The sequence below is a fragment of the Enterobacter cloacae complex sp. SHL022 genome (assembly GCF_049237785.1).
Taxonomy (GTDB): domain Bacteria; phylum Pseudomonadota; class Gammaproteobacteria; order Enterobacterales; family Enterobacteriaceae; genus Enterobacter; species Enterobacter hormaechei_C.
The window spans coordinates 134,807-158,359 of sequence record NZ_JBMKJH010000005.1; the positions used below are offsets into that span (position 1 = coordinate 134,807).

A 23,553-nucleotide genomic window follows, 5' to 3' on the forward strand; every position below is an offset into this window, starting at 1 on the left:
TCCTCAATCAACAAATAATTCACTATAGTGTTTCATTATCTTATTATGAGAGCCTCGAACAATTTTGTAAAATTCACTGATTTGTCTGTCATACTCAAAGCTGTTTTGTAACCGTAATCTGGTTTCATCTGCTCCAATAGATAACGATTCCTCTATTTTATATGCCAGGCCTAAATGTGAATCAATAAGGTCTGTGAAGTGTACTTCGTTTTTAGGTTTTAATCCCCATAAATCCATGCGTTCCATTGTGGTACGAAGATTGATAATGTTCCTTCTATATTCAATTTCCCGCTGGTATATCGCGTTCCAGCGTTTTCGGAATAGCTCAACATCACCTTGTTCATCTGGATCTGTATTGATTATTTGTTTCACATCACTATGCAGGTAAAACCCCTCCTGCTGTATTTTACAAAACTGATCAATAAGCTCATCTGCAAATTTAAATTTTCGCTCATTGATTTTAGGTGAAAGCCAATCTTTAGCTTTTGCAGCAGCATACACAGCTACACCTGCCATTACAGCATTACATCCAGCACTAATCAGATCTGAACCATTGCCCCAATCCATGAATCCCTTCCCGATACAATCTTTTGTATTGTATGTACCACAACATTGTTGATGGTGCTATCAAAACGGCAACTCACCCTGCATATCACAGAATGCATCATCCTTATCCTGGGCCTCTAACATAGCTTGTTGTGCATAGAACCAACTACCAACAGCAAAGATATCCACGGGTTGAGCTACTTCAAGCATAAAGTAGTATGCGTTACTTGAGGCCACACCGAACCAGAATAAACGAGTACCATCCTCATGAGGAGTTGTCTCGAACAAGACACATTGCCCTTCTTCAAGACGTTCTAAGTACCCGCCCGAATGAACAACAACTACCCGTTGCCCGCACTGCCAATAAACTTGAACACCCTTTTTTACGCTTGGATCAAACAGGTTCTTATTGCCCATTTCTTAACCCACCACACATTGATAGATACTGTGAATTTATACAGTAAAATGGCCTTAAGCAAGACGAAACGCTAACAATTCAGTAAAAACGATCATATTCAATAGGTTAACTCTCATTAATCAGTTAGAAATCGACTTCTATAATAGATAATAACGATCAATAATTAAGTATCGATCGATTAAAGAGATAAAAGGAATGATCACTACAACGTTCATAGCAGAACCAATCGTGACAACATCAGGCCAGCTCGTAGGGTGCGAACTGTTAACCCGCTTCCACCGTGAAGATCTGCCAGTACTAAACAGCAAGTACTACATCATGGCTATGGATGTGGAAGGGAAGAGGGAACTACTCAAGCGACAACTACAGGCCATCGAATTACGTGCGTCATGGTTCAGGGATCACCGGCTCTTCTGTACTGTTAACGTTGATACATTACAGGCACGGCTATGTGTGTTTGATAGGGAAATCATTGAACTACTGGATAAGCTTGAGTTTATAAGGCTGGAGATCTCGGAGGACTTTGAAGGGCTTGAATTGGGTAGTGAACATCCAGTATTGAGAACACTGTTAAACGTTGGCTATCGCCTGTTTCTTGATGATCTTGGTTCCGGTCGGGCTAACTTAGCGGCGTTAACCACTGGATGCTATGAAGCGGTCAAAATTGATAGAGCGTTCTACCGTCAGGAAGTACAGAAACCCACATTCAACGTACTGATGAAGAACATCATGAAGTACTGCCCGTATGTGATTGTTGAGGGTGTAGAGCAGCGGCAAGAGTTACCAGTACTACACGATGCTGGAGTAACGGCGGTACAAGGTTATCTATATAGGTCAGTAAATTTTCTAAAGGTAGATACTTTAATTTAAACTAAGGCCACTCCTTAAGTGGCCCTAAAACGTATCAAATTTTATTTATTGCTTGGGTAGCTGACGCAGGTATGACCAGAACTCATTAAAGTCATCTGGTTACCCTCAAGAGGAACAAAAGGAAAAGAAACATATTTGAAATTACTTGAAGTCATGTTGAAGTACAGTTTCTTATCATTCATCGTGAGTTGTGTTGCGTGTGCTGGAAATGTACCTTGACCAGCTTGTGTTATTAAAAAAGCCATAGGGTAGAAATGTAGGCATGAACAAACACAGTTATGACCATTGTTATAGAAGCCAACAGTTTGGGCTGTTATTTGCAGCTTGTGAGGATAAAACCAATAGTAAAAGTCGTGAGTAGCGTGTATGTCCTCATTCTTACCAAGCACAAATTGTTTTAAAGGGGTGTAGAAAGGTGAATCAACAGGTGGGTTTAGGCAATCTGTTACTGAAGTAGCTGCAAGCAAATGACCTACCATTGCTCGTGTAAATGTAACAACATCGGCTTTGAAGGAAATGATGTTGGAAGGAAATGGTGTACCTTTAAAATAATGTTTTAGTAGTAACGTAAATTCTTTTGTGACTTTACCAATCTCATTATCAAGCGAGCCTAACAGGTCGTTATTACATTTGATACATATAGTTTTAAAAGTCGTGCCTATTTTAGCATCAAGAGGGCGAACTTCACTTAGTGAAAAATATTCTACAACAGACTTCTGAAGCATTTTCTCCGGTTTACATGCACTCTTGGGCGGTACGTGATCTCGGGTTAGTCTCCCAAAATTCCCACATATATTGCAGTAACCCTCGTCAATTCTTACATGCTTAAGTCTTTCTGTAATTTTGCTCATGCGTTCTTATCCTTCATGACAATTAAAAAGAATATAAATTTAATTGAATAAATAATCAAGTATAAAAAATAGGTTCTCCCTGAACCTTCTAAAGACCGCGTAGTTTCGCCGCACCCTTTTTAAAAAATATATAAGGTTTTGAACCTAATTCATTCAATGACGTTTTATGACATACCTACAACTATCACATATATACGGTTATGATCCGGCAACTGTTAGCCGTGATTGGAAAGCCAGAGGCTTAGATATAAGCCAAACAGACGAAGAAATATATCAATGGGTACAGGACAACGTACTAACACCATTGAGAGGACAAACAGATCTAAAAGAAGAAACCCAACGTGAACAATTACGTTTAGCAAAAGCGAAAGCAGACATTGAAGAAATGAATGCTGATCAGCTAAGACGCAATCTAATCGAAGTTGATTATGTAACAGAATCACTATCAAGCTACTTACTTCAACTAAAGAACATGTTGCGTAGTATTCCTAACACAACATACGTTGAACTATTCAGTAGTGAAGATGCTAACCAATTGAGGGAAACACACAAAGATAAAATAGATGAAGTACTACGTGATATTGGAAATTACGAGTACGAGGAAGAAATAGAAGAATATGAAAATGGAATTTCAGAATCAGAAGAAATTATTGAAGATATTGAATCAGGCAGTGAAGAACATCCTATCGCCTCAGAAGATAAAACCGAGTGATTGGGTAGAGAAGAACTTAAAGTTTTGTGATGGTGAGTTACAAGGTTCACCAATGCGTTTATACGAATTCCAGAAAGAACCACTTAATGCAATTATTGAACCTGGAGTACGTAAGGTTGTGCTAATGAGTTCAGCACAGCTTTTAAAAACAACAATAGTTACTGGTGCTTCATTGTACTTTCTACAGCACGATCCATCAAATATGGTTATTGCTGGTACAACAGCAAACACAGTTAAGAAGTACAAGAATGGTAAGTACGATCCAACAATTCAACTAACACCATCACTTGCTAAATTAATAACGAGTAAATCAGATAAAACAAAAACAAATGATGCCACTACCCAGGAAACAACAGTTGGTACATTCAATTACTTTGTATCTCTTAACTCACCATCTACACTACGTGGCCTAACTGCTAAACGTGTCTTTTGTGACGAGATCTCAGGCGTAGAAACTGATGGTGATGAGGGTAATCCAATCGCCCTCGTATCCCAACGCTGTGAATCATTCCGCGATTCACTAATCATGATGTGTTCCACACCGTTAGTACCGGATGATCCCATATGCCAGGAATTTGCTATGAGCGATCAGCGTTACTTTCATGTGCCTTGCCCTAAGTGCGGTGATGAACAACGCCTGATATCTTTGGTTCACATATTGTTTCAGGTGGTCAGGCCGCTAATGATCCAGTAGCTAACCAACACTATATAGCGTTGCGTATTCGTGGTGAAGATTTCCCACGTTACTTTGATAGTGATTTATCTATTAGCTTGACCTCATATGAACGTCAGTACTTCTATATTCGTATGGGTGGTGATGGAATTGGATTAACGAATCTATTTTACTATGATGCTGGTAACGGCGGTAGTTCAACATCGTTTAGATTAAATTCAATTTATGTACCTGCTGTTGGTCGTGGTAACTGGAATTATATATATGTAATGTGCCTAACTTCACGTAGTGGTATTGCTTCACTTAATGTTCCTGCTAACTGGTCTTCATTCTTATACCGTGCTGGTGAGCAACCTTTATATAATGCGTAATAAATACTATTACCAAATTATATAACATAGGGAAATTCTTAATGGATATTGGGACACTTTTTGCTCTGGTTATAAGTGGTTTAGGGGTTTTATATTCTATCTTCCGTGACAATACAAAAGATACTAATGACTTACTAAGTCGTGTATCTGATCTTGAAACAACTATTGCGGTACAAGATAGTAATATTACACGTTTAAGCGACGAACAAGACAAGATGAAAGAAACTTTGAGAAACCTTGAAATTCAAATTCACGAATTGGATATCAAACTTGAAAGGATTATTACTATTCTTGAACAATCAAAGCAGTAACTAAAAAAGGGACAGTACCGTAACTGATACTATCCCTTTTCTTTTACTTATTTGTTAGTTGTGCGATCATCGCGTTAACTCTTTTAGGTGTCTGACGATACCATAGAGAATCTTTAGCTTGTTTAATTGCTTCGGGGTAGTTGGCATCGCGAAGTGCATGAATCATCTTTTTAAACTTCATCGTTCCAGATAGACCAAGTTGAAAAACCATTATGATCATGAATTCTTGCCAATCTTTAGGAATGGTTAGGTTCAGTTTACTTAGCTGGCTTTCTGCTATAGCAATATCTTTGTCAAGTAGATGAAGTGCTTCAACCTCAGTAATACCATTATTGAAAATTTCACCTTGTAGTACTTTATGCCCGAATCCTACGGTATAGAATCCTTCACTATCCCTATATGGGTAATACCTGTTGTTTCTAAAGTACCCCATGCGTGTTTGATATGCTCGTGAACCCTCATATTCTATTAGTCTCGTTTTTATGTCCATTAAATAAATACCTTATGATAATTTTTATAAGGTATTTATATGGAAGCATGGCAATACAACGAAGATTGGAGTGAAGAAGAATTAACTAACGGTAGTTATGTAGGTTTCGTGTACTTGTTCCAATTTGAAGATAATACAAGCTACATAGGTAGTAAGCAGATGTACAAGAGAGTTAAGGATATTAAGAAACTAAAAGATAATTCTGTAGAAAACGGATGGCGTGAGTACAGTTCAAGTTCAAAGATAGTAAATTCCAAGATTGAAGAAGGATTAAATTTCACTCGTACTATCTTATGGGCTTTCCCTTCGATGAAAGAAACTCTTTTTGTAGAAACAGCATTAATCATTAATGAAGGACTAAAAACGGGAAATCTAAATCTTGCTGTAATGCATAAGGCGAGATTACCGAGTGGGAAAGATGCGGTACGTATCCGTGGAATCCTTCAATCATTATATGAAATACTAAATTAAGGAATAGACATGGCTTGGAGAAACAGCAATAGCCCTAATGATATGAAGCGATTCATAAACAAGAATAGCCCAAAGATAGGACAAGAATTAAAAAAAGAATTAAGTAGCCGTATGCGTATAGTTACACAGCACATTCAAAGAAAAATTGATAATGATGTAGCAGGTGGTGGTGTAGCGTTTACTGGAAAAAGTATGTACTTTAACTTTAGAAAGATAAGTGAGTTCAAGTCAGTTAACCAGATCATCCTACTACCTAATCAAGCATCATATCTAAAGTACGTTCTTGATCCGGCATATAAGAATGTTAATAAAGGGAAGATCATACCGTATCAGAATGCTAAGTTAACTAAGCAAGGTAACATTGCACAACTACGTTCAAGAACCAAGAGTGATAAATACAAAAAGGTGAAGAGTAGGAACGGTAACACGTACTTAATCGACACTACCAAGAAATCCTCTAAACGTAATCCTAAACTGGCTCGTGAACAAAGGGTGATTGGTTATTATGGTTCCGTTGGTAGAAAACCATTGTTTGATTTCTACGATGAAACCGAGAAACAAGTAATAGAACAATTAAGAACATTACGCGGTACGTTTGATTATCGTTGGAGGAAGTAAGATGGATAACTTAGAAAATTTCCCATGTTATGATCATTCTGTACTAACATATTTTTCTTTTCAGACAATCCAACCAGTAAGTGTTACTTTACCATATGATAAAGCACTATCTGGTAGTAAGCTCATAAAAAAGAAGGTTGATAAAACAAAGGGCGATTTAATCGTATATAGTTTTCATCATCATACAACACCAAAAGTATATGAGGATGATGTATTGATGGTTGAACTACTAAAAGAAAAAGTAGAAGTAAAGGTACTATTATCTTACAACCACATTTTTAAAGGTCATCGCGTAGTTTCTTGTGTTTGCCAAATACAAGGATAAAATATGTTAAGTATTATCATGGATCTTATCAAATCAGGGATTAGCCTTTTTACCAAGAATAAAACCGAAGTTGAAAAATCTAAAGACGAACTTGAAACAGAAAAAACGAATGAAGCACAGGAAACAAACCGTGAAGAGATCAAAGCTGGTAGAGGCTGGAGATCATTTTTAGGTTATGCGTGTACTGGTATTCTTGTGTATAACTATATCTTAGTACCTATATTAGATTACTTTGGTATCGTTTTATTCTCTTTCCCACTATCTGACATTATCAGAATCATCGTTTTGTTACTTAGTGGAAACTAATAAGAAAGCCCCTTAAGGGGCTTTTTTTTTCGCTTCATGCATTTTTGCTGATTTATACATTATGAAACACAAGAAAACAATCAATACACTGTATGATATCCCTTCTAAACATGAGAATTCTCTTTTCCAAATCCCAATTGCAGTACCAGTTATGGCTACTGCAACACTACAGACAGTCCATACATCCGATTGATTGTTAGACCAAGGTAATTTTAGATACTGGAATTTATTTTTGACGAAGTCAGTTCCTCCCAGAACGGTTAGGGTCAGAGATACCATTCCTAATGCTACTGTTACTTTGTATAAGAAAAGTAACCCAAAAAATGCTCCTACAACCAAAACAATAGTTACAAGCGGAGTTAGTTTCATTTTTTACCAATCCCAGTTAACAGTAGTATCTAACCCACGCAAATTAGTATGCTCAGTTCGTGTCGCTGTACGAACAACTTCGCCTGTTTCCTTAGATATAATATCAAATACCTCGATTTCGGTTTGCCCCATTGTTCCCTTAGCTCTAAAGCTTTTGCGAGCATATGTAAAATGCTCTTTAGGGTAATTAGCCTCAAATTGTTCTTCTGTCAAAATCCTATCCTCATATTGTAAATGAATGCTTGATAAGTCATTCGCACTTCCAAATTGTATTTTGTACACCACTACCTTTAGGTAAATGAGGATTCATGTTAGCACTATGAACATAGGTTGCTTTTTCCTTTCCATACTGCTGACATGCTTCATTAGCTGTTTTTTGTAAACTATCTAAACCATACCAACCATCAGACTGAATGCTGACAGTTTTACCATCATTATATTGTACTGCTGCACATCCCGTTAAAACTAATGGGACAAAGATCATAATTAGGCTTTTCATTATTATTTCCTAAATACCCGTACAACAACTGTACAAGGGCATTTTATGGGAAGAATTACAAAAAAGGAATCAGCATTACACATTCAGGTAATGGATCTCATCCATTCTGATAAGCATTTAACACAAGATGATAAGGAATTCATATTCACCAATTATAAGGGGGATGTCATTGGTGCTACTGGTGCTTTCTTTACCCCTGAAATGCTCGCATGGGATTTCATACTTGATGCTGGCTCTACTGGTCAGTGTATCGAACTATGTGCTGGTATCGGTCGTCTCAGCTACTACCAGTACTTAAGGAATAGACCTACGCATATTACATGCGTTGAACTCAATCCAGAGTACGTAATGATCGGGAAGAGGGTACTACCAGAGGCAGAATGGAACATTGGTGATGCTCTTCAGTACTCACCAGACCGTTACTACGATGTTGCCTATGGCAATCCACCTTTCGGTAAGATCAATACATCAGAAACGTATACAGGCCGTTATACAGGCTCAGAGTTTGAATAGAAGGTGATTGAACATGCGAGTACTTTCTCATCTTTTGGGGCATGGATCGTACCGCAAGGTTCCGCAGGGTTTAAGTACTCAGGCCATACGTACTATGACGCCACAGTGCAGACACAGAAGTATCAGAAATTTGTGAAGGACACGGGCTTAAACTTACATCCAGGCGTAGGCATTGATACGAGTATCTACCGTGATGAATGGAACGGTACAAAGGTGATATGTGAGAGCGTCTTGGTTGATTATGACGGTACAAATTTATGATGTATTTTGCTTTACGCTGCTTCCAGCGTGGCGTACATGGTCATTGGTGTCTCCCTGTTTTTCGTGAAGGTATTCAGGGAAAGAATAGCTGATTATGTGATTTTGCAAGTATGAATGCGAAAATTAGCCGTCACGATGTTGTCTTATTCGCCCCGGGCGTAGCGCCCGGGATAAGCTGAGCCACGAATAAACGGCGTTGAACAGCACGACGCCTGCCGTCACGATAAAGACCGCCCGGAAACCGAAACTGGCTGAAATCCCCGCACCGACCAGCGGCCCGGTGACGTTACCCAGATCGCGAAACGACTGGTTATAGCTGAAAATACGACCGGCTATCTGGTTGGTGGAATTATAGACCAGCAGCGTCTGCACGGCCGGGAGCAGTGCGCCATCGGCAGCCCCCAGCAGGAAGCGCAGGACGCCGAGCTGCCAGGGAGACTGCACCATCGCCATGGGGATCAGCAGCAGGACGGAGACGATCAGGGCGCAGATCAGGATCTTTTCCGGGCCGATACGGTCTCCCAGCTTGCCGAGCCGCGGCGCGCTCAGTAGCGCCGCCACGCCGGGAACAGAGGCGATCAGGCCGCTGATAAAGGCGATATTGCTGACGTTTCCCGCCAGATCGCGGACATAGAGCGTCAGAATAGGCGCGATTGAACCGGTGGCCACCTGGATAATCATGGTGGTCACAAACAGACTCAGCACCAGCTTTGGGTTTTTCAGCGAGGCCAGCACATCCCGGGCGTGCAGCATCTCTTTTTTGGCTACCGGCGTGAAATTCTCCCGGATACAGATAAGCGTCACCAGGAAGCAGAGGAACAGCACGCTGGCGGTAATGAAGAATACCGGCCGCAGTCCGTAGTGGTCGGCCAGCAGCCCGCCCGCCAGCGGGCCCAGCAGTGCGCCACTTACGCCGCCAGTAGAGAGCGTGCCCAACGCCCAGCCGCTTTTCTGGCGCGGGATTTGGGTGGCGATCAGGGCGTTGGCGTTAGGGATAAATCCCCCGAGCAGACCCAGGAGTGCGCGTAATATCAGGAACTGCCAGACGTTCTGCGCCATCCCCATCAGCAGCATAATGATCGCCATGCCGAGCGCGGAGCGCAGCAGCATAATTTTGCGGCCTTTGCGATCCGCCAGCCCACCCCAGAAAGGCGACGCAATGGCGGAGAACAGGAACGTAATGCTGAACACCAGGCCGGACCACATATTCAGGGCGCTATGTCCGGTGACGCCGAGCTGTTCAACGTAGAGGGGCAGGAAAGGCATCACCAGGCTAAAGGCGGCGCCAGTAAGAAAACAACCCAGCCACGCAACCGTCAGGTTACGTTTCCAGTTTATGGGAGCATCTGTGGGGGACATAACTATCCGCATAATGAGGTGCAGGGCACCGTGACCAGTGAGGTAATAAGCCTGCTAATTATGCGCCCGGGGTATGATTGCCGCAATGACGGGGAGCTTTTAAAGCTAAAACATCATGCGGCCCGGATGGCCGCATGCAGATTAATAACGTGAAGGGACGCCCTGAGGCCGGGTTTTAAAGCGGCGATGCAGCCACATGTACTGCTCCGGGGCGAGCATAATGCATTTCTCGACAACGCCGTTCATCCAGCGGGCGGTGGTTTCCGCATCAATCAGCGGTGGCGCGAGCTCCGGCTCCAGCATGATGAGCTGATAGCCTGAACCGTCTGGTTTACGGCGCGGTACAAACGGCACGATAGCCGCTTTGGACATTCGCGCCAGCATCCAGGTCCCGGTGGTCGTCGCTGCATCTTCCACCGCAAAGAACGGAACAAACACGCTGGATTGCGGGCCATAGTCATGATCCGGGGCGTACCAGACCACTTCACCTGATTTCAGGGCGCGGATCATCCCTTTCAGGTCTTTTCGGTCGATCATGCTTTTATTGGAGCGCATACGTCCGTTGGTCTGGATCAAATCGATCACCGGATTATCGTTAGGACGATAAACGCCAATACCGGGCGCCTGCATGCCGAACATGCGTGCGCCAATTTCGAGCGTCAGAAAATGAACGCCAATCAGCAGGACGCCAGTCTGGTTGGCCTGAAGAGTATGCACTGGCTCCATGCCGGTCCCGGCCACTTCCGTCCAGCGCGCCATGCGCTTATCCGACCAGAACCAGGCCATACCGGTCTCCATCAGCCCCATGCCGACAGATTCGAAGTTTTTAACCACCATGTCGTGGCGCTCAGATTCACTCATCTGAGGAAAGCAAAGCTCAAGGTTGCGATACGCGATCCTGGCGCGACGCTTCATAAACTGCTGAGCAATGCGACCCAGCCCTTTACCCATGCGGAAAATGACGGGATAAGGCAGCTGTACAATTAGCCACAACAAGCCAATGCCTGACCATGTTAACCAATAGCGGGGATGCAAAAGCGCGGCAGTAAATTTCGGTAACTGGGTCATGTCTGTCCTGTGTTCTAACGTCCTGAAAGGCTATTGTCTCATTTTTTAAGGCATAGCCAAAATGTCTGTCATCGAAACATGAAAGAATATGCAAATGTTAAGTCTGATTAATCAGATTGACTGAAATGTAGCGTAAATTGTGTGGATGTAAATTGTCTTTGTTTGCTATATCATGCCGACCGATTTTTATTTCTCAACGATTGCAGGACTTGTACACCATGCCAGTGTTACACAACCGCGTTTCGAATGAGATGTTGAAAGCGCGTATGTTGGCCGAAACCGAACCGCGCACAACGATCTCTTTCTATAAGTATTTCACCATCGACGATCCACAGGCGACCCGCGATGCGCTTTACCAGGCTTTCACCGCCCTGAACGTGTTTGGTCGCGTCTATCTGGCGCGTGAGGGGATTAACGCGCAGATCAGCGTGCCGGAAAGCAAGGTCAGCGCCTTCCGCGATCTCCTTTACGGGTTTGATCCGGCGCTTAACGGCTTACGCCTGAATATTGCGCTGGATGATGACGGTAAATCATTCTGGGTGCTGCGCATGAAGGTGCGCGAGCGTATTGTGGCGGATGGCATTGACGATCCGAGCTTCAATGCTGCTAATGTGGGGGAATACCTGAAGGCCGCTGAAGTGAACGCGATGCTCGACGATCCGGATGCGGTGTTCATCGATATGCGTAACCACTACGAATATGAAGTGGGGCACTTCGAAAATGCGATGGAAATTCCTGCCGACACCTTCCGCGAGCAACTGCCGAAAGCGGTTGAGATGATGCAGGAGCATAAAGACAAAAAGATCGTGATGTACTGTACCGGGGGGATCCGCTGTGAAAAAGCCAGCGCCTGGATGAAGCACAACGGGTTTAATAAAGTCTGGCACATTGAGGGTGGGATTATCGAGTATGCCCGCCGCGCCCGTGAGCAGGGTTTACCGGTGCGTTTTATCGGTAAGAACTTTGTGTTTGATGAGCGTATGGGCGAGCGAATTTCAGAGGACGTGATCGCGCACTGCCACCAGTGCGGAACACCGTGCGATACGCATACCAACTGCAAAAACGACGGGTGTCATCTGCTGTTTATTCAGTGCCCTGCATGTGCCGAGAAGTTTAATGGCTGCTGTAGCGAGCTGTGCAGTGAAGAGAGTATGTTGCCTGAAGAAGAGCAACGTCGTCGCCGTGCCGGACGCGAGAACGGGAATAAGATCTTTAATAAATCCCGGGGCCGACTGAATACCAAACTGGGTATTCCGGACCCGGAGTAAAACACTGCCCGGCGGCTCACAAGCCTGCCGGGCCTGTTTTATGACTTCTGCTGAACGCCTTCCACCGAAATAATCAGCTCTACATCCTGCGATGCCGGACCTAAATCCGTGGTGATATTAAAATCTTTCAGATGAATTTTGCCTGCGGCTTCAAAGCCAGCACGTTTACCGCCCCATGGATCGTCACCCTGTCCAATTAATTTGGCATCCAATGTGACCGGTTTTGTTACGCCGTTCAGCGTGAGATTACCGGTAATAGCGAGTTTATCACCATCTTTCTTCACCTCTGTCGACGCGAAAGTAGCTTGCGGGAATTTGCCCACGTTCAGGAATTCAGCGCTGCGCAGATGTTTATCACGCTCGGCGTGATTAGTGTCGACGCTGTTGGTATTAATGGTGACGTTCACTTTATCGGCAGCAGGGTTTTTCTCGTCGAAAGTAAATGTGCCATCGAAATCATTGAACGTGCCATATAACCAGCTGTAACCCAGATGCTGAATACGGAAATTGACGAAGGCATGCTGGCCCTCTTTATCAATTTTATAGTCGGCGGCCAGGGCCGAACCGGTAGTAAATAACAGCGAACCTAATGCGATACCCAACAGGCGTTTTTTCATTTTATGCTCCAGAGTCAACTGACGAACGGCCAAGCATGCGCTTCAGCGTATCGTCTTTATCAATAAAGTGGTGTTTCAGGGCCGCAAGGCCATGCAGGACAGACAAGATCACTACGCTCCATGCCAGCCACAAATGAACCACACCTGCGGTGTCAGCCTGTGAACCGGCGTCAGCCAGCGTGGCTGGGACATCAAAAAGCCCAAATACGCTGATCGGTTTGCCGTCTGCGGTCGAAATGAGATAGCCGCTGATCAAAATGGCGAACAGCAGGGCATAGAGTGCGATATGCGCGCCAACAGCGCTTATGCGGGTAAGTCGGCCATGGCTTTTGGGCGCAGGAGGGGGCGGAGAGATATGTCGCCAGATCACGCGAAAAACCAGACCCATCATCAGCAGAACCCCAATGCTTTTGTGCAATTCGGGGGCCTGATGATACCAACCGTCATAATAGCTTAATGTCACCATCCAGAGGCCGAGACCAAACATGGCATAGACGGCAATTGCAAATAGCCAGTGTAAACACATGGATATTATTCCGTAGCGACGGGAGGAGTTACGCCATTGCATATGAATTTCCGTTCTCAAATGACTGAGCAATAAAAATGGACGGGTTAAATAAATAATGCAACTGAAAAAAATGAATAATGTATTTTATTTAATTTATTTCAGCGAATTTGAATGTGTTTGCGCAATGTATTTCAATCGCTTCGTTCAATAAATTTGAGGCGACGTTTTTTAAAAAATATAAGTTAAATAAATTTAAAGGAGTGTCAATAAACGTCAGCGAGAATGTTCAGAAGAATACAATATAGATAACGTCAATGATCGCCAGTAGCGACCAAAGAACAATGTAGAGCATGAAATGCTCGCGGATGTTATTGATAAGGTAATTCACCAGTCTGCGCATCATGCCCCTCTCGCTAAACAGGCCCCGGTTACTCGGAGCCTGAAGAGGTATTATCGATCAAAGCGCGAGAGCGCGAAGGGCTTGAGATCAAACGAAGGCGCTATCCCCTGAGCAAACTGGGCGGCGATTTCACCTAACACAGAGGCAAATTTAAACCCGTGACCGCTGAGCCCGGTTACGAGCAGGGTGTTGTCGTGCCCCGGCAGGGTGTCGATGATAAAGTCTTCATCCGGGGTGTTGTCGTAGGTGCACGCTGCGCCGTAAAGCAACCCGCCTACACCCGGCAGGATATTACGCAGGAACGTAAAGGCTTCGGAACCATCCTGCGGATAAGCGCCGTACGGTTTGCGTTCTTCCGCAGAGGAAATTACCTGCCCGCCGTTATGTTTGCCAATCTTGAGCGCGTCTTTTTCCGAGGGGAAACCGTAGAACTGGTCGCCATTGGGTAACTCGCCTGTAAACGCCGGGAATTTGTTCTGGCTGCTGTAACGCCCGTCAGACTGGAACCAGGAGAAGACTTTTCGCACCGGCTGGATGGGCAGGTCCGGCAGCAGTTTCGTCACCCACGTTCCCGCACTCACCAGCAGACGCGTGGCGGTATATTCACCTTCAGAGGTGGTGACGGTTGAACCCTCTGCATGGTGGGTGATGCACGTGACCGGACAGTTGAACAACTGTGCGCAGCCCGCTTTGGCGGCGAGATCAATCCAGGTCTTAATGGCCGTTTCGCTGTGCAGTACGCCAGAGTTGGCTTCAAACAACCCAATGTAGTCTTCAGGGACAGAAATTTCCGGCCAGCGCGCCATGATGCCGTTCGCATCCAGACGCTCGACGTCCAGGCGGTAGGCTTTCGCGCTCTCCTCGACGGTCGCCAGAAACGTGGAGCTGGCTGGCCCCAGGTTAACGACCCCGGTGCGCTCAAAAATGCGTTCTTCGGTGAGGGCGGCCAGCTCATCCCACAGCGTCTGAGCCCGAAGCACCAGCGGTACATAGCGCTCACCTTCGCCATAAGCGTGACGTATCAGACGGGTATCGCCGTGATGGCTTCCTTCAGAGTGGGGGGGACGATGGGCGTCAATCATCAGCACATTCAGACCCGCCTGCGTGGCGTAATAACCGGCGGCAGATCCTACGGAGCCGCTTCCGATAATGATCAAATCGTATTTCATAGGCTTCTCTTTACTAACGCTTTGTTAGCAGAGTAATTAACTATGTAGGCTTATACAAGAACGAAATAAATAAGGCACCGCGAGGGTGCCTGTTGAGTGAAGAGGCATAAGATTAATGCCGTTTATACTCATTTTCCTGGTAGTCGCCAGATTCTATTTTTGCGATGCCTGCTTCCAAAATAGAGATAAACTGACGGGCGACGTCTGTTGTAAGCCACAGCGTCTGTCCAACTTCCGCTTCATCACGGTTTAGCTGATTTGGGGTCTGGTAGTGCAAACGCAGCATCAGCGCATCGTAGCTGTCTACGGTGCTGATATCCCAGCCAACAAGCGGATGGGTCTGGATCACTTCACTATTCTTTTCCATTATAACCCCCTTAATGCGTGTTAGAAGACAACGACTTTGAGGTTCAATGCATGTTTTTCTGAAAGCAATTTCAGTATATCAATTAATAAGGGTTCAGCAGGAAAAAATAAACGGGTAGCAACACATTTTTCTGCTTTTTAGGATTGTTCGAACAATAAAACGCCATCTTGTTCACGATTTTCTAAGAAGATGCTGAAATATTTTGAACTTTCAGGAGACGAAACGAAAAAAAGCCGGGGCGACCCGGCAAAAAACACAATGAGGGAGCAAATTTTAATCAGTGATGAACCAGTCGTCGGCGCTTTCCCATGTTTCCTGCAAAATTTCGCTGATGCGTTCTTTGTCTTCTTTCGCACCGCCGATGACGGAAAGATGGTTTGCTGTCGCATAACGTACCGTTACGGCGCCATCGTTTTCAGGAAAAGTGCTGTTAATACGTCGGGATAGTTCACCCGCCAGAGCGTCGAGTGCGCCAGCAGGCAGGACGGTGGATTTGGCAATGGTGACTTCAATACGCATAAATGCCCCCTGTGTAATATACTGTTTATTTATACAGTTATATTGTCGGTTTGACAACAGGGGGCGACACTTTTTTAGCGTTTTACCGTCCAGTTTACGGTTTCACCGGCCAGGAAGGGGATCAGCGTATCGTCGGTGAACGCAATCGACGCTTCAACCTGGCTTTCTTTGCGCTCCAGCTCAATGAACGTGTCATTGATCGGCAGACCGTAGAAACGCGGGCCGTTAAGGGAGCAGAAGGCTTCGAAATGGTCTAACGCATTCATCTCTTCAAACACGGTTGCGTAACTTGCCAGGGCGGTCGGGGCGTTAAAGCAGCCTGCACAGCCGCAACTCGCCTCTTTACGGTGACGGGCATGCGGGGCGGAATCCGTGCCGAGGAACGCGCGCGGGAAGCCGCTAGCGACCAGCTCACGTAGCGCCTGCTGGTGGATGTTGCGCTTGAGGATCGGCAGACAATACAGATGTGGGCGAACGCCGCCCACCAGCATGTGGTTACGGTTAAACATCAGGTGCTGCGGGGTGATGGTGGCGGCAATCAGCTCGTTTCCATCCCGGACATACTCTGCGGCATCTTTAGTCGTAATGTGTTCAAACACCACTTTCAGCCCCGGAAGACGCTGGCGCAGCGGCTCCATGACCGTTTCGATAAAACGTGCTTCGCGATCGAAAATATCAATGTCAGCGTGGGTCACTTCCCCGTGCACCAGCAGCGGCATGCCCAGTTTTTGCATACGCTCCAGAACGGGCATGATGGCGTCGATACTGGTCACACCATGGCTGGAGTTGGTGGTGGCATTCGCCGGGTAGAGCTTCGCGGCGGTGAACACACCTTCGTTAAACCCGCGCTCAACCTCATTGGGATCCAGCGAGTCCGTCAGGTAGCAGGTCATCAACGGGGTAAAATCGTGCCCGGCCGGAACGGCGTCAAGGATACGCTGGCGATAGGCAATCGCGGCCTCGACGGTAGTGACTGGCGGAACCAGGTTAGGCATAACAATCGCACGGCCATAAATTTCGCTGGTATACGGCACGACGGTTTTCAGCATGTCGCCATCACGAAGATGGATATGCCAGTCGTCTGGGCGGCGGATTTTGAGAACCTGGGATTGTACAGTCATGGAAGCTCCGGCTTGAAAGAGATCAGTCATAAGATGGCTGTTTTTGCCGGACACAAATCATAAGCGGAAACGTTTTCGTTTGCACACTATTCCGTTAAAAAAAACGGGCGCCTGAGCGCCCGGAGTATTTAGTCGGTGAAAGGGATGATGATTTCACCCGGTTTCACCTCTATCCCTTTGGCATATTTTTTCGCCAGAGATTCACCTTTGCTTTTGTCTTCGCTCAGAACATAGGCAGGTTGTTGGTTAAAGTAGTTCTGCAACGACTGGTTGAGATACGGCATCAGCGTTTGCAGCACCGGTTTCATTTTATCCGGCGTTACAACCGCATCGACGATTTCCATCTCTTGCAGGAAAATTGCCCCTTTCTCTTTATTAAAGACCGGCAGCGCCTTGAGCTTCAGCTTGATATCCGCTTTCTGATTGCCGAAGAGCGAGGTCATATCGAGGCTGGCATCGCCGGAAAGGGTGACTTTGTTAGGCTCCTCGCGACCAATCTGGCTGGCGAGATTCGTCAGGACGATATGCGCATCCGCAAGGCCGGGCACGCCGATATCTTTTGAAAAGTTATTATGTTTTTCCAGCGCCTGATTAATTTCCTGCTCACTGACGGTGTACTGCGTAAGCTGGTTACATCCCACCAGCAGACCACTGACAATTAACGCAGCGGCAATAACGATCTTTTTCATGGCGTTCCTCAACATAAAATCGGCGCATCTGTCCTGATACGCCAGTATGTCAGGGTGATCCTACAGAAACCAGCAGAAAAAACTGATAATGTAAGAGGTCAGGCGCCAGGCTCCAGCATCCCGCGGGTGCTGCGTTTATCACTGAACTGCCACCAGAGGGCAATCAGCGTCATAAAGCCGACCATGCCGAGCATGACCCACGGCAGCTCCGGCTGATGGAGCGCTTTTCCGGCATCAAACAGCCAGCCGCCACCGGTGTAACCCAGCGCGCCGCCAAGCGCCAGCCCGAGACGGCTGAAGCCCATGTAGCTGCCCCGGGCCCGGGCGTCGGCAAGTGACGCGCTCAGCGTTTCACGGGCTGGCTCGGCAATGATTGAGCCAATATAGAAGGTGCAGATCAGCATAAACAGTTGCTGAAGCGAACTTACCAGACCGATGGGCATCATGCTCAGCGTCATCAGCAACAGCCCGGCCATCAGACGGTGCTCAAGCCGGAAACGGCGCTCGCTCCAGCGGGCAATTGGATAGAGCAGAGTCAGTGAGAGGCAGGCCTCAATGGCATACATCCATTTCACCGCTGCCGGCGTGCCGGCAATATCGTTAACCATAATGGGCAGCATCAGCATGACCTGCACGGCGAGCATGTAGTAGCCGGTCAGGGTTAACACATAGGTGACGAAGCGTTTATCGCTTAGCACACGGTCAAGCCCTTCCCGCACAGGCGCTTTCACCGTCGACAGCTTCCATGCGGGCAGAAACAGACCGTTAAACAGCGCGCAGAGAATAAACAACACCGCACCGGTGGCGCAAACCAGGCGGAAATCGTATTGCAGCAGCCAGCTTCCCAGCAGGGCGCCCACCACCGCGCCTGCGCTGTCCTGCATCATCAAAATCGAGAAGAAGCGCCCCCGATGTTGCGGACGGATAAGCTTAACCACCAGCGCGGTACGCGGTGGGTCGAAAAGGGTGCCGCCAATCCCGGAAAGGAAACAGGAGAACCACAGCAGCCAGGGTTCATGAGCGATTGCCATGGTGGCGAATCCCGCCGCACGTAACAGCATGCCGGTGACGATCATCGGTTTTGCACCGAAGCGGTCAGCTATTGCGCCGCCAAACACGCCCAGACCCTGTTGTACAAACTGGCGTAGACCCAGCGCGATCCCGACCATCAATGCCGCCCAGCCCATTTGATCGACAAAACGAATTGATATAAGCGGAAAAACGACAAAAAAGCCGAGCACAACCAGCATGTTATCGACGAGCAGGAAATATTTACCCAGGCTCCTGGCCTGTGATACGCGGGACATTTTCCCTCCAGGGAAAATAAAAGGTGAGCACGCTAACATTCTGCGGTGTCGCCGCTCTTTTTCCCATACCCGCTGGCGACAATATTTTTTTATCAAAAAGGTGCTTTGATAGAGAGTTCTCATCGAAAAATGTGAAAAGCGATCAAAATGGTATGTCACTGTTTTCACAGAAGGCGCAGGCACAGGTATAGTAAAGCTAACAGGCAGAGCAGAAGCGACGGGAAGGAGTGGTAACGATGTTTGGCTATCGCAGTAATGTGCCAAAAGTGCGTCTGACGACGGACAGGCTGGTCGTTCGTCTGGTGCATGAGCGTGATGCCTGGCGTCTGGCGGATTATTACGCCGAGAATCGCCAGTTTTTAAAACCCTGGGAACCCGTTCGGGACGAGAGCCACTGCTACCCCTCTGGCTGGCAGGCGCGCCTCAGTATGATTGCGGAATTTCATAAACAGGGAAGTGCGTTTTATTTCGCGCTTCTCGATCCGGAAGAGAAAGAGATCGTTGGCATTGCCAATTTTTCAAACGTGGTACGCGGGTCGTTTCACGCCTGCTATCTCGGGTATTCCATCGGCCAGAAATGGCAGGGACAGGGGCTCATGTTTGAGGCGCTGACGGCGGCGATTCGCTACATGCAGCGCACGCAACATATCCATCGCATTATGGCTAACTACATGCCGCACAATAAGCGCAGCGGCGATCTGCTGGCCCGCCTGGGGTTTGAGAAAGAAGGCTATGCCAAAGATTATCTGCTGATTGACGGCGAGTGGCGGGACCATGTGCTCACCGCGCTCACCACACAGGAGTGGACCGCGGGTCGTTAAGGAGAAAAGATGAAATATCAGTTAAATGGCGCCGAAGCGCGCGTGATCGGCTGCCTTCTGGAAAAGCAGGTCACCACGCCGGAACAGTATCCTCTGTCCGTGAATGCCGTCACGATGGCCTGCAACCAGAAGACGAACCGTGAGCCGGTGATGAACCTTGGCGAGCACGAGGTGCAGGATATCCTTGATGAGCTGGTGAAGCGCCACTACCTGCGCACCGTCAGCGGCTTCGGTAACCGCGTCACTAAATATGAACAGCGCTTTTGTAATTCTGAATTTGGCGATTTAAAACTCAGCGCTGCGGAAGTGGCCGTTATCACCACGTTGCTGCTGCGCGGGGCGCAGACGCCGGGGGAACTGCGCACACGCGCTTCCCGCATGCATGAGTTTCAGGATATGCAGGACGTTGAACAGACGCTGGAGGGATTAGCCTCACGCGAGGACGGTCCCTACGTGGTGCGTCTGCCCCGCGAACCGGGCAAGCGTGAAAGCCGCTACATGCACCTGTTTAGCGGCGACGTGGAGCCCTCTGCGCTGGCCGTCGTATCCGACACGCCAGCATCAAACGAAAGCCTGACCGCGCGCGTGGCAGCCCTGGAAGACGAGGTTGCCGGGCTGAAGCAGCGTCTGGATGCGTTACTCGCACATCTGGGAGATTAATCGTGACAACATTACGCATTGGTGTTGTGGGGCTGGGAGGGATTGCGCAAAAAGCCTGGCTGCCCGTTTTAGGCGCCGCGTCAGACTGGACGCTGCAAGGGGCGTGGTCGCCCACCCGCGAGAAAGCAGAGCGCATCTGCAAAACCTGGCGCATCCCTTATGCCGGTTCGCTACAGGATTTAGCCCGTGAATGTGATGCGGTATTTGTGCATACCTCAACCGCGACGCACTACCAGGTGGTGAGCGAGTTGCTGAATGCAGGCGTTCACGTCTGCGTGGATAAACCCCTGGCGGAAAATGTACAGGATGCTGAGCGACTGATTGAGCTGGCCGCGCGTAAAAAGCTGACGCTGATGGTCGGCTTCAACCGCCGTTTTGCGCCCCTCTATCAGCAGCTTAAAGCGCAGTCCGGCTCGTTCGCCTCTCTGCGTATGGATAAGCACCGTACCGACAGCGTGGGGCCGAACGATCTGCGCTTCACGCTGCTGGATGATTATCTCCACGTCGTGGATACGGCCCTGTGGCTGAGTAACGGAAAAGCCCAGCTGCAAAGCGGCACGCTGTTGACCAGCGAGCAGGGTGAGATGGTTTACGCCGAACATCATTTTGCCGTTGAGCATTTGCAGGTGACGACCAGCATGCATCGTCGGGCGGGCAGCCAGCGCGAGTCCGTGCAGGCCGTTACGGATGGCGCGCTGTATGACGTCACCGATATGCGAGAGTGGCGGGAAGAGAAGGGCAATGGCGTGGTTGCGTTACCCGTTCCCGGCTGGCAGAGCACCCTGGAACAGCGTGGCTTTGTGGGCTGCGCGCGTCACTTCATCACCTGCGTGCAGAATCAGACGGTTCCTGAAACGTCCGGGGAGCAGGCCATTCTGGCGCAGCGCATCGTGGAACGACTCTGGCGCGAAGCCATGTCGGAAAAACTCGCTGTAACATCTGCCGATAGTAATTCGTTGAAATCCGGTTAGACTAAGCGCCGCTTGTTGGCTTTGCCGGGTGGCGCTTTCGCTTATCCGTCCTGGAAATCCGTAGGGTTGTGGAACTTCACGTTAATGAACTTATTAAAATCGCTGGCGGCCGTCAGCTCGATGACCATGTTTTCCCGCGTGCTTGGCTTTGCGCGCGATGCCATTGTGGCAAGGGTTTTTGGCGCAGGGATGGCGACTGACGCCTTTTTCGTTGCGTTCAAGCTGCCGAACCTGCTGCGCCGTATTTTTGCCGAAGGGGCTTTCTCACAGGCATTTGTCCCGATCCTTGCGGAATATAAAAGCAAGCAGGGCGAAGATGCCACCCGCGTCTTTGTGGCTTACGTTTCCGGTTTACTGACGCTGGCGCTGGCGATCGTGACCGTCCTGGGCATGCTGGCAGCGCCCTGGGTAATCATGGTAACGGCACCGGGCTTTGCCGACACGGCGGATAAATTTGCCCTGACGACGCAACTGCTGCGGATAACCTTCCCCTATATTCTGCTGATTTCGCTGGCGTCGCTGGTGGGTGCCATCCTGAATACCTGGAACCGCTTCTCCGTGCCGGCCTTTGCCCCCACGTTCCTTAATGTCAGCATGATTGGCTTTGCGCTGTTCGCCGCGCCGCATTTTAACCCACCGGTGCTGGCGCTGGCCTGGGCCGTGACCGTCGGCGGGGTGTTACAGCTTGCTTACCAGCTTCCGCACCTGAAAAAGATCGGCATGCTGGTTCTGCCGCGCATTAGTTTCAAAGATGCGGGTGCAATGCGCGTTATTAAACAGATGGGACCGGCGATACTCGGCGTGTCCGTCAGCCAGATCTCACTGATCATCAATACCATCTTCGCCTCTTTCCTGGTGTCGGGCTCGGTGTCCTGGATGTACTACGCCGATCGTCTGATGGAGTTTCCATCAGGGGTGCTGGGCGTGGCGCTGGGGACTATTCTGCTGCCGTCGCTGTCGAAAAGTTTCGCCAGCGGCAACCACGATGAATACTGCCGCCTGATGGACTGGGGACTGCGTCTCTGTTTTCTGCTGGCATTGCCAAGCGCGGTGGCGCTGGGGATCCTGGCAAAACCGCTGACGGTGTCGTTGTTCCAGTATGGAAAATTCACCGCCTTTGATGCCGCCATGACCCAGCGTGCACTGGTAGCCTACTCGGTGGGGCTGATGGGGCTGATCGTCGTGAAGGTGCTTGCGCCCGGTTTCTATTCACGTCAGGACATCAAAACGCCGGTTAAGATTGCCATTGTGACGCTGATTATGACGCAGCTGATGAACCTCGCGTTTATTGGACCGCTGAAACACGCGGGGCTGTCATTGTCGATTGGTCTGGCGGCCTGTCTGAACGCCGGGCTGCTGTACTGGCAGCTGCGCAAGCAGGATATCTTCACACCGCAGCCGGGCTGGGCAAGCTTCCTGCTGCGTCTGGCGATCGCGGTAGTGGTGATGGCGGCTGCGCTGGTTGGCATGTTGTATGTCATGCCTGAATGGGCGCAGGGCACCATGCCTTACCGCCTGATGCGTCTGATGGCCGTGGTGGCGGTCGGGGTGGTGGCGTACTTTGCCACGCTGGCGGTGCTTGGCTTCAAGGTGAAAGAATTCGCCCGCCGCACGGTATAAACGTCAAAAGGGGAGTTCACCAGAAGGTGCTCCCCGCTTCATGACGTGCCGCTACTGCGTCAAATCGAAATCTTTTTCCCGCCCGTGATACGTGCCGTGGCCGTCTGACCATCCGCACCGTACAGCCCCGGCTCTTTATAGGGCTTTAACACCTCAAGCGCCTGCTGATTACGGATAATCTGACCTTCCAGCAGCCAGCCGTTATGCTGGTTGAGATCGCGAAGATGCTGGGTTTTTTCTGTAATGGTCTGCCAGCGTTCGTTGATCTCATCATTGGCGCTGCGTTTCGCGTCTTGCTCAGCGCGTCGCTGTTTTTCCAGATAATCCAGGGTCGCCAGCAGCGAGCTTTTATCTTCAGTTATGCGTTGCAACGCGCTGCCGTTGATTTGACCAGAAGAGAGGTGGTGCTGTTCGGCATCCATCACCGTTTTCAGGTCGTTCAGGACCACCGTCATCTGATCCAGTATTTCTGACAGTCGACTCAT

General features: G+C 48.2%; 34 protein-coding genes. 15 read left to right on the forward strand and 19 right to left on the reverse strand.

The features are described 5' to 3' along the window. Nucleotides 1-3: 3 nt before the first annotated feature. Together ACOTZD_RS11925 and ACOTZD_RS11930 are read right to left on the reverse strand one after the other, a co-directional pair. Entirely contained in the window at nucleotides 4-567 is a 564-nt protein-coding gene (locus ACOTZD_RS11925; RefSeq protein WP_156183426.1) for a hypothetical protein, read from the reverse strand. A 60-nt stretch (nucleotides 568-627) separates the two neighbouring features. Then, nucleotides 628-963, reverse strand: a complete 336-nt coding sequence (locus tag ACOTZD_RS11930; RefSeq protein ID WP_048241023.1) for a hypothetical protein — start codon at nucleotides 961-963, stop codon at nucleotides 628-630. A gap of 196 nt (nucleotides 964-1,159) precedes the next feature. Here ACOTZD_RS11930 and ACOTZD_RS11935 point away from each other — a divergent pair, with 196 nt between their 5' ends. Continuing rightward, entirely contained in the window at nucleotides 1,160-1,834 is a 675-nt protein-coding gene (locus ACOTZD_RS11935; RefSeq protein WP_174402502.1) for an EAL domain-containing protein, read from the forward strand. Nucleotides 1,835-1,875: 41 nt separating this feature from the next. Here the strand turns inward: ACOTZD_RS11935 and ACOTZD_RS11940 are convergent, their stop codons facing one another. Beyond that, on the reverse strand, nucleotides 1,876-2,685 hold the full coding sequence (locus tag ACOTZD_RS11940) for a chaperonin (protein ID WP_214574057.1): 810 nt from the start codon (nucleotides 2,683-2,685) through the stop codon (nucleotides 1,876-1,878). A gap of 166 nt (nucleotides 2,686-2,851) precedes the next feature. On the opposite strand from ACOTZD_RS11940, the gene ACOTZD_RS11945 reads away from it, so the two are divergent. The 4 genes from ACOTZD_RS11945 to ACOTZD_RS11960 are packed head-to-tail and all read left to right on the forward strand — an operon-like array spanning nucleotide 2,852 to nucleotide 4,752. Next, a complete protein-coding gene (locus tag ACOTZD_RS11945) occupies nucleotides 2,852-3,397 on the forward strand; it encodes a hypothetical protein (protein WP_174402067.1) in 546 nt (181 codons plus the stop codon). Further along, nucleotides 3,309-4,091, forward strand: coding sequence for a phage terminase large subunit family protein (locus tag ACOTZD_RS11950; RefSeq protein ID WP_174402066.1), 783 nt, complete (start codon nucleotides 3,309-3,311; stop codon nucleotides 4,089-4,091). Before ACOTZD_RS11945 ends, ACOTZD_RS11950 begins: the two co-directional genes overlap by 89 nt. Before the next feature lie 20 nt (nucleotides 4,092-4,111). Beyond that, nucleotides 4,112-4,441, forward strand: a complete 330-nt coding sequence (locus ACOTZD_RS11955) for a hypothetical protein (RefSeq protein ID WP_174402065.1) — start codon at nucleotides 4,112-4,114, stop codon at nucleotides 4,439-4,441. A gap of 41 nt (nucleotides 4,442-4,482) precedes the next feature. Next, nucleotides 4,483-4,752 carry a hypothetical protein gene (locus ACOTZD_RS11960; RefSeq protein WP_048241000.1) on the forward strand — a complete coding sequence of 90 codons (270 nt, stop codon included), beginning with the start codon at nucleotides 4,483-4,485 and terminating at the stop codon, nucleotides 4,750-4,752. Between the two features lie 43 nt (nucleotides 4,753-4,795). On the opposite strand, the gene ACOTZD_RS11965 is transcribed toward ACOTZD_RS11960, so the two are convergent. After that, nucleotides 4,796-5,242, reverse strand: a complete 447-nt coding sequence (locus ACOTZD_RS11965) for a glycoside hydrolase family protein (RefSeq protein WP_234903200.1) — start codon at nucleotides 5,240-5,242, stop codon at nucleotides 4,796-4,798. A 39-nt stretch (nucleotides 5,243-5,281) separates the two neighbouring features. On the opposite strand from ACOTZD_RS11965, the gene ACOTZD_RS11970 reads away from it, so the two are divergent. Genes ACOTZD_RS11970 through ACOTZD_RS11985 form a run of 4 tightly spaced genes read left to right on the forward strand, consistent with a single transcriptional unit; the run spans nucleotide 5,282 to nucleotide 6,962 of the window. Next, nucleotides 5,282-5,713 (forward strand): hypothetical protein, encoded by a 432-nt coding sequence (locus ACOTZD_RS11970; protein ID WP_059363519.1) that lies wholly within the window; start codon nucleotides 5,282-5,284, stop codon nucleotides 5,711-5,713. Nucleotides 5,714-5,722: 9 nt separating this feature from the next. Next, on the forward strand, nucleotides 5,723-6,331 hold the full coding sequence (locus ACOTZD_RS11975; RefSeq protein WP_048240994.1) for a hypothetical protein: 609 nt from the start codon (nucleotides 5,723-5,725) through the stop codon (nucleotides 6,329-6,331). A gap of 1 nt (nucleotide 6,332) precedes the next feature. Then, complete coding sequence (locus ACOTZD_RS11980) at nucleotides 6,333-6,656, forward strand: hypothetical protein (protein ID WP_156183418.1); 324 nt, start codon at nucleotides 6,333-6,335, stop codon at nucleotides 6,654-6,656. A gap of 3 nt (nucleotides 6,657-6,659) precedes the next feature. After that, nucleotides 6,660-6,962, forward strand: a complete 303-nt coding sequence (locus ACOTZD_RS11985; protein ID WP_032993641.1) for a hypothetical protein — start codon at nucleotides 6,660-6,662, stop codon at nucleotides 6,960-6,962. A 12-nt stretch (nucleotides 6,963-6,974) separates the two neighbouring features. Here ACOTZD_RS11985 and ACOTZD_RS11990 read toward each other — a convergent pair whose 3' ends face one another. From ACOTZD_RS11990 to ACOTZD_RS12000, 3 genes are read right to left on the reverse strand one after another with little or no spacing between them, the layout of a single operon-like run. Beyond that, nucleotides 6,975-7,331, reverse strand: a complete 357-nt coding sequence (locus ACOTZD_RS11990) for a hypothetical protein (RefSeq protein ID WP_156183416.1) — start codon at nucleotides 7,329-7,331, stop codon at nucleotides 6,975-6,977. A 3-nt stretch (nucleotides 7,332-7,334) separates the two neighbouring features. Next, nucleotides 7,335-7,544, reverse strand: coding sequence for a hypothetical protein (locus tag ACOTZD_RS11995; RefSeq protein ID WP_156183414.1), 210 nt, complete (start codon nucleotides 7,542-7,544; stop codon nucleotides 7,335-7,337). A 37-nt stretch (nucleotides 7,545-7,581) separates the two neighbouring features. Further along, the gene (locus ACOTZD_RS12000; protein WP_075262028.1) at nucleotides 7,582-7,830 is read right to left on the reverse strand and encodes a hypothetical protein; all 249 of its coding nucleotides are present in this window, start codon (nucleotides 7,828-7,830) and stop codon (nucleotides 7,582-7,584) included. Nucleotides 7,831-7,875: 45 nt separating this feature from the next. On the opposite strand from ACOTZD_RS12000, the gene ACOTZD_RS12005 reads away from it, so the two are divergent. Continuing rightward, nucleotides 7,876-8,343, forward strand: coding sequence for a hypothetical protein (locus ACOTZD_RS12005; protein ID WP_234903199.1), 468 nt, complete (start codon nucleotides 7,876-7,878; stop codon nucleotides 8,341-8,343). A gap of 384 nt (nucleotides 8,344-8,727) precedes the next feature. Here the strand turns inward: ACOTZD_RS12005 and mdtG are convergent, their stop codons facing one another. Together mdtG and ACOTZD_RS12015 are read right to left on the reverse strand one after the other, a co-directional pair. Further along, complete coding sequence (gene mdtG, locus ACOTZD_RS12010) at nucleotides 8,728-9,963, reverse strand: multidrug efflux MFS transporter MdtG (RefSeq protein WP_003858021.1); 1,236 nt, start codon at nucleotides 9,961-9,963, stop codon at nucleotides 8,728-8,730. Between the two features lie 141 nt (nucleotides 9,964-10,104). Further along, nucleotides 10,105-11,031, reverse strand: a complete 927-nt coding sequence (locus ACOTZD_RS12015) for a Kdo(2)-lipid IV(A) acyltransferase (protein ID WP_003858019.1) — start codon at nucleotides 11,029-11,031, stop codon at nucleotides 10,105-10,107. 218 nt (nucleotides 11,032-11,249) lie between these two features. On the opposite strand from ACOTZD_RS12015, the gene ACOTZD_RS12020 reads away from it, so the two are divergent. Next, nucleotides 11,250-12,299 carry a rhodanese-related sulfurtransferase gene (locus ACOTZD_RS12020; RefSeq protein ID WP_003858018.1) on the forward strand — a complete coding sequence of 350 codons (1,050 nt, stop codon included), beginning with the start codon at nucleotides 11,250-11,252 and terminating at the stop codon, nucleotides 12,297-12,299. Between the two features lie 38 nt (nucleotides 12,300-12,337). Here ACOTZD_RS12020 and ACOTZD_RS12025 read toward each other — a convergent pair whose 3' ends face one another. The 9 genes from ACOTZD_RS12025 to mdtH form a co-directional block, all read right to left on the reverse strand. Continuing rightward, on the reverse strand, nucleotides 12,338-12,916 hold the full coding sequence (locus tag ACOTZD_RS12025; RefSeq protein ID WP_022650779.1) for a YceI family protein: 579 nt from the start codon (nucleotides 12,914-12,916) through the stop codon (nucleotides 12,338-12,340). 1 nt (nucleotide 12,917) lies between these two features. Then, a complete protein-coding gene (locus ACOTZD_RS12030; protein WP_003858015.1) occupies nucleotides 12,918-13,484 on the reverse strand; it encodes a cytochrome b in 567 nt (188 codons plus the stop codon). 226 nt (nucleotides 13,485-13,710) lie between these two features. Continuing rightward, nucleotides 13,711-13,824: a YceO family protein gene (locus tag ACOTZD_RS12035; RefSeq protein ID WP_003858014.1), complete on the reverse strand. Its 114-nt coding sequence runs from the start codon at nucleotides 13,822-13,824 to the stop codon at nucleotides 13,711-13,713. A gap of 50 nt (nucleotides 13,825-13,874) precedes the next feature. Further along, on the reverse strand, nucleotides 13,875-14,993 hold the full coding sequence (gene solA / locus ACOTZD_RS12040; RefSeq protein ID WP_174402063.1) for an N-methyl-L-tryptophan oxidase: 1,119 nt from the start codon (nucleotides 14,991-14,993) through the stop codon (nucleotides 13,875-13,877). A gap of 112 nt (nucleotides 14,994-15,105) precedes the next feature. After that, nucleotides 15,106-15,360, reverse strand: coding sequence for a biofilm formation regulator BssS (gene bssS / locus ACOTZD_RS12045; RefSeq protein WP_003858012.1), 255 nt, complete (start codon nucleotides 15,358-15,360; stop codon nucleotides 15,106-15,108). A gap of 273 nt (nucleotides 15,361-15,633) precedes the next feature. Further along, entirely contained in the window at nucleotides 15,634-15,879 is a 246-nt protein-coding gene (dinI, locus tag ACOTZD_RS12050) for a DNA damage-inducible protein I (RefSeq protein WP_003858011.1), read from the reverse strand. A 74-nt stretch (nucleotides 15,880-15,953) separates the two neighbouring features. Then, entirely contained in the window at nucleotides 15,954-17,000 is a 1,047-nt protein-coding gene (gene pyrC, locus ACOTZD_RS12055; RefSeq protein WP_174402062.1) for a dihydroorotase, read from the reverse strand. 128 nt (nucleotides 17,001-17,128) lie between these two features. After that, complete coding sequence (locus ACOTZD_RS12060; protein WP_023305855.1) at nucleotides 17,129-17,689, reverse strand: lipoprotein; 561 nt, start codon at nucleotides 17,687-17,689, stop codon at nucleotides 17,129-17,131. 98 nt (nucleotides 17,690-17,787) lie between these two features. Then, nucleotides 17,788-18,996, reverse strand: coding sequence for a multidrug efflux MFS transporter MdtH (gene mdtH / locus ACOTZD_RS12065; protein ID WP_003858008.1), 1,209 nt, complete (start codon nucleotides 18,994-18,996; stop codon nucleotides 17,788-17,790). Between the two features lie 236 nt (nucleotides 18,997-19,232). On the opposite strand from mdtH, the gene rimJ reads away from it, so the two are divergent. The 4 genes from rimJ (at nucleotide 19,233) to murJ (ending at nucleotide 23,068) form a co-directional block, all read left to right on the forward strand. Beyond that, on the forward strand, nucleotides 19,233-19,817 hold the full coding sequence (gene rimJ, locus ACOTZD_RS12070; protein WP_003858007.1) for a ribosomal protein S5-alanine N-acetyltransferase: 585 nt from the start codon (nucleotides 19,233-19,235) through the stop codon (nucleotides 19,815-19,817). Nucleotides 19,818-19,826: 9 nt separating this feature from the next. After that, nucleotides 19,827-20,477, forward strand: coding sequence for a YceH family protein (locus ACOTZD_RS12075; protein ID WP_003858006.1), 651 nt, complete (start codon nucleotides 19,827-19,829; stop codon nucleotides 20,475-20,477). A gap of 2 nt (nucleotides 20,478-20,479) precedes the next feature. Continuing rightward, nucleotides 20,480-21,448: a Gfo/Idh/MocA family protein gene (locus tag ACOTZD_RS12080; protein ID WP_174402061.1), complete on the forward strand. Its 969-nt coding sequence runs from the start codon at nucleotides 20,480-20,482 to the stop codon at nucleotides 21,446-21,448. Nucleotides 21,449-21,532: 84 nt separating this feature from the next. Continuing rightward, entirely contained in the window at nucleotides 21,533-23,068 is a 1,536-nt protein-coding gene (gene murJ, locus ACOTZD_RS12085; protein ID WP_023324447.1) for a murein biosynthesis integral membrane protein MurJ, read from the forward strand. Between the two features lie 59 nt (nucleotides 23,069-23,127). On the opposite strand, the gene flgN is transcribed toward murJ, so the two are convergent. Further along, nucleotides 23,128-23,553, reverse strand: coding sequence for a flagella biosynthesis chaperone FlgN (gene flgN / locus ACOTZD_RS12090; RefSeq protein WP_003858003.1), 426 nt, complete (start codon nucleotides 23,551-23,553; stop codon nucleotides 23,128-23,130).

Bases quoted from the DNA above. Each gene is read 5' to 3' on its own strand.
- ACOTZD_RS11925 (WP_156183426.1), bottom strand. From the start codon at position 567: ATGGATTGGGGCAATGGTTCAGATCTGATTAGTGCTGGATGTAATGCT.
- ACOTZD_RS11930 (WP_048241023.1), bottom strand. From the start codon at position 963: ATGGGCAATAAGAACCTGTTTGATCCAAGCGTAAAAAAGGGTGTTCAA.
- ACOTZD_RS11935 (WP_174402502.1), top strand. From the start codon at position 1,160: ATGATCACTACAACGTTCATAGCAGAACCAATCGTGACAACATCAGGC.
- ACOTZD_RS11940 (WP_214574057.1), bottom strand. From the start codon at position 2,685: ATGAGCAAAATTACAGAAAGACTTAAGCATGTAAGAATTGACGAGGGT.
- ACOTZD_RS11945 (WP_174402067.1), top strand. From the start codon at position 2,852: ATGACATACCTACAACTATCACATATATACGGTTATGATCCGGCAACT.
- ACOTZD_RS11950 (WP_174402066.1), top strand. From the start codon at position 3,309: ATGGAATTTCAGAATCAGAAGAAATTATTGAAGATATTGAATCAGGCA.
- ACOTZD_RS11960 (WP_048241000.1), top strand. From the start codon at position 4,483: ATGGATATTGGGACACTTTTTGCTCTGGTTATAAGTGGTTTAGGGGTT.
- ACOTZD_RS11965 (WP_234903200.1), bottom strand. From the start codon at position 5,242: ATGGACATAAAAACGAGACTAATAGAATATGAGGGTTCACGAGCATAT.
- ACOTZD_RS11970 (WP_059363519.1), top strand. From the start codon at position 5,282: ATGGAAGCATGGCAATACAACGAAGATTGGAGTGAAGAAGAATTAACT.
- ACOTZD_RS11975 (WP_048240994.1), top strand. From the start codon at position 5,723: ATGGCTTGGAGAAACAGCAATAGCCCTAATGATATGAAGCGATTCATA.
- ACOTZD_RS11980 (WP_156183418.1), top strand. From the start codon at position 6,333: ATGGATAACTTAGAAAATTTCCCATGTTATGATCATTCTGTACTAACA.
- ACOTZD_RS11985 (WP_032993641.1), top strand. From the start codon at position 6,660: ATGTTAAGTATTATCATGGATCTTATCAAATCAGGGATTAGCCTTTTT.
- ACOTZD_RS11990 (WP_156183416.1), bottom strand. From the start codon at position 7,331: ATGAAACTAACTCCGCTTGTAACTATTGTTTTGGTTGTAGGAGCATTT.
- ACOTZD_RS12000 (WP_075262028.1), bottom strand. From the start codon at position 7,830: ATGAAAAGCCTAATTATGATCTTTGTCCCATTAGTTTTAACGGGATGT.
- ACOTZD_RS12005 (WP_234903199.1), top strand. From the start codon at position 7,876: ATGGGAAGAATTACAAAAAAGGAATCAGCATTACACATTCAGGTAATG.
- mdtG (WP_003858021.1), bottom strand. From the start codon at position 9,963: ATGTCCCCCACAGATGCTCCCATAAACTGGAAACGTAACCTGACGGTT.
- ACOTZD_RS12015 (WP_003858019.1), bottom strand. From the start codon at position 11,031: ATGACCCAGTTACCGAAATTTACTGCCGCGCTTTTGCATCCCCGCTAT.
- ACOTZD_RS12020 (WP_003858018.1), top strand. From the start codon at position 11,250: ATGCCAGTGTTACACAACCGCGTTTCGAATGAGATGTTGAAAGCGCGT.
- ACOTZD_RS12025 (WP_022650779.1), bottom strand. From the start codon at position 12,916: ATGAAAAAACGCCTGTTGGGTATCGCATTAGGTTCGCTGTTATTTACT.
- ACOTZD_RS12030 (WP_003858015.1), bottom strand. From the start codon at position 13,484: ATGCAATGGCGTAACTCCTCCCGTCGCTACGGAATAATATCCATGTGT.
- ACOTZD_RS12035 (WP_003858014.1), bottom strand. From the start codon at position 13,824: ATGCGCAGACTGGTGAATTACCTTATCAATAACATCCGCGAGCATTTC.
- solA (WP_174402063.1), bottom strand. From the start codon at position 14,993: ATGAAATACGATTTGATCATTATCGGAAGCGGCTCCGTAGGATCTGCC.
- bssS (WP_003858012.1), bottom strand. From the start codon at position 15,360: ATGGAAAAGAATAGTGAAGTGATCCAGACCCATCCGCTTGTTGGCTGG.
- dinI (WP_003858011.1), bottom strand. From the start codon at position 15,879: ATGCGTATTGAAGTCACCATTGCCAAATCCACCGTCCTGCCTGCTGGC.
- pyrC (WP_174402062.1), bottom strand. From the start codon at position 17,000: ATGACTGTACAATCCCAGGTTCTCAAAATCCGCCGCCCAGACGACTGG.
- ACOTZD_RS12060 (WP_023305855.1), bottom strand. From the start codon at position 17,689: ATGAAAAAGATCGTTATTGCCGCTGCGTTAATTGTCAGTGGTCTGCTG.
- mdtH (WP_003858008.1), bottom strand. From the start codon at position 18,996: ATGTCCCGCGTATCACAGGCCAGGAGCCTGGGTAAATATTTCCTGCTC.
- rimJ (WP_003858007.1), top strand. From the start codon at position 19,233: ATGTTTGGCTATCGCAGTAATGTGCCAAAAGTGCGTCTGACGACGGAC.
- ACOTZD_RS12075 (WP_003858006.1), top strand. From the start codon at position 19,827: ATGAAATATCAGTTAAATGGCGCCGAAGCGCGCGTGATCGGCTGCCTT.
- murJ (WP_023324447.1), top strand. From the start codon at position 21,533: ATGAACTTATTAAAATCGCTGGCGGCCGTCAGCTCGATGACCATGTTT.
- flgN (WP_003858003.1), bottom strand. From the start codon at position 23,553: ATGAGTCGACTGTCAGAAATACTGGATCAGATGACGGTGGTCCTGAAC.